Below are 3,079 nucleotides of genomic sequence, written 5' to 3' on the forward strand. Positions count from 1 at the left end.
CGCGCATCTTTCGTCGAAATGGAAGCTCGGCGCCGAGCGCGCGCTCGACCTCAGCGATGCACAGCTCAAGTTCCCTGCCTCGCTGCGGACGCCGCTGATCCGTCTGCCCGGCATCGAAGTCAGCGGCGATGTCGACGGCAACTTCTCGCGCATCAGCCTGCGCGACGGCCTCTGGCCTGCAGCGATCGCCGGCAAGCTCGTCTGGCACGGCATCACCGTGTCCGGCGCACGCCAGGCCGCGCTCGGCGACATGGAGTGGAACCTCGGCACCGATCCGGACGGCAGCATCATCGGCGTGCTCAACGACCTTGGCGGGCCGCTGCAGATCAATGGCACGTTCAAGGCGACGAAGACCGCCTACGACGCAGCCGCGCAATTCTCCTCGCGCGGCGACGCGACGATCCGCAGCGCACTGCAGAAAATCGGCACGCCGCAGCCGGACGGCTCGACGATCGTTCAAGCCAAAGGCGAGTTCGGCAAGAAATAAGCGGGCGACATTCGCGTTCGCAGTCCTTCCGGCTGCGGCGCGAATTTTTTCGTTGCGCTGCAGCAAATTTTTGCTATCGTGGACGGCATGCCAAAACCGCGGGGTTGAGCATGTCGATCCACGTCGCGCTGAACCACATTTCGCATTATCGCTACGACCGGCTCGTCCATCTCGGTCCGCAGACGGTGCGGCTGCGCCCTGCGCCGCATAGCCGCACACGAATTCTTTCCTACTCGCTCAACGTCGAACCCGCCGATCACTTCATCAACTGGCAGCAGGATCCGCAGTCGAACTGGCTCGCGCGCCTCGTGTTCCCCGAGCCGACGCGCGAGTTCCGCGTCGAGGTCGATCTCGTCGCCGAAATGGCGGTGCTCAATCCGTTCGACTTCTTCCTCGAACCCGAAGCCGAGAAATTCCCATTTGCATACAACAACACGCTGCGCCGTGAATTGACCGCCTACACGGTCAAGCTGCCGGCAACGCCGCGCGTGGAAAAATACCTGGAGACACTCAAGCGCGAGGTGCTCGGAGTCAAACCGCGACGCACGGCCGATGCGCTCGTCGACATCAATCGCCGCCTCGCCCAGGACATCCGTTACCTGATCCGCATGGAGCCGGGCGTGCAGACGCCCGATTGCACGCTCGAGCTCGCCAGCGGCTCCTGCCGCGATTCGGGCTGGCTGCTCGTGCAACTGCTGCGCCATCTCGGCTTGGCCGCGCGCTTCGTCTCCGGCTATCTGATCCAGTTGACCGCCGACCAGAAGGCGGTCGACGGGCCGAGCGGCCCGGAACACGACTTCACCGACCTGCACGCATGGTGCGAAGTCTATCTGCCCGGCGCGGGCTGGATCGGCCTCGATCCGACGTCGGGCCTGCTCGCGGGCGAAGGCCATATCCCGCTCGCCTGCTCGCCCGAGCCCGGTTCGGCCGCGCCGGTAACCGGCGTGGTCGACGAGTGCGAGGTCGAGTTCGCGCACACGATGAAAGTCACGCGCATCAGCGAGTCGCCGCGCGTGACCAAACCGTATTCGACGGAGCAATGGAGCGCGATCGTCTCGCTTGGCCATCAGGTCGATGCGGATCTGCACCGTCTCGATGTGCGTTTGACCCAGGGCGGCGAGCCAACCTTCGTCGCTGCCGATGACCCGAACGGCGCCGAGTGGAACACCGAGGCGCTCGGGCCGACCAAGCGCCTGCGCGCGGCCGGCCTGTTCCATCGTCTGCGCGAGAAATACGCGCCGCAGGGTCTCGTCCATTTCGGCCAGGGCAAGTGGTATCCGGGCGAGCAGTTGCCGCGCTGGTCGCTGAACTGCTTCTGGCGCCGCGACCTCGATCCGATCTGGCACGACCCGGCGCTGATCGCCGACGAAAAGATCCACGGTCGCGCGAACAGCGAACTGGGCGAGGCGTTTCTCGCCGAGGTCGCCGGCCGCCTCGCCCTCGACGCCGGCCACGTCTTCCCCGCCTACGAGGACCTGTTCTACTACATGTGGCGCGAGCGCCGCCTGCCCGAGAACGTCGACCCGTTCGATCCGCGCATCAAGGACCCGCTCGAACGCGAGCGCCTGATGCGCGTGTTCACCGCGGGGCTGTCGCACGTCGTCGGCCACGTGTTTCCGCTGGCCAAACCGCTCGATCGCTGGCAGACCGGGCCGTGGTTCCTGCGCACGGAACATTGCTATCTCCTGCCGGGCGATTCCGCGCTCGGCTGGCGCCTGCCGCTCGACTCGCAACCCTGGGTCGCCGAGAGCGACCATCCCTGGGTGCACGCGGCCGATCCCTCGCAGGCGTTCAAGCCGCTGCCGCGGGCGATGCAGGTACGCCGTCAGATGCTCGGCCTGCGCGGCGAGACCGCGGTGCGCGAACCGGCCTACGCGACCGAGCATGCGCAGACGAATTTCGATCGCACCGGGCGCGACGACCGCCATCGCTTCGGCCCGCGTGCGAGCACCGTGCCGGCGCATGCTGCCGGTACGCGCGCACCTGCGCACGGCGAATCCGCCGGCTGGATCACACGCACCGCGTTGAGTGCCGAGGCAAGAAATGGAAATTTATACCTTTTCATGCCGCCGCTCGCGCGCCTGGAAGACTATCTCGAGTTGACCTCGGCGATCGAGGACACCGCCGCCGCGCTCGGCACGCCCGTCTTGCTCGAGGGCTACGAGCCGCCGCGCGACCCGCGCCTCAACTCGTTCCGCGTCACGCCCGACCCCGGCGTCATCGAGGTCAACATCCATCCGTCGTCGAACTGGGAACAACCTGTCGAGCGCACCACGCACCTGTACGAAGCGGCGCGCCAGGAAAAACTCGTCGCCGAAAAATTCATGGTCGACGGCCGCCACACCGGCACCGGCGGCGGCAACCACTTCGTTCTCGGCGGCGCGACAACGAGCGATTCGCCGTTCCTGCGCCGTCCCGACCTGCTGCGCAGCCTGATCTCGTACTGGCACAACCATCCCTCGCTGTCGTACCTGTTCTCGGGGCTGTTCATCGGCCCGACCTCGCAGTCGCCGCGCGTGGACGAGGCGCGCAACGATTCGCTGTACGAACTCGAAGTCGTGTTCAAGCAGTTCCCCGACATCGGTGGCTACG

2 protein-coding genes are annotated in these 3,079 nt (G+C 66.4%); both read left to right on the forward strand.

The features are described 5' to 3' along the window. The coding region (gene gspN, locus VF497_RS09695; protein ID WP_330888107.1) for a type II secretion system protein N at nt 1-487 on the forward strand (487 nt) is incomplete at its 5' end. A gap of 110 nt (nt 488-597) precedes the next feature. Continuing rightward, nucleotides 598-3,079: transglutaminase family protein (locus tag VF497_RS09700; protein WP_330888109.1), on the forward strand; the 2,482-nt coding region annotated here is incomplete at its 3' end.

Origin of the sequence: Rudaea sp. (genome assembly GCF_036383415.1) — a bacterium.
GTDB lineage: Bacteria > Pseudomonadota > Gammaproteobacteria > Xanthomonadales > Rhodanobacteraceae > Rudaea.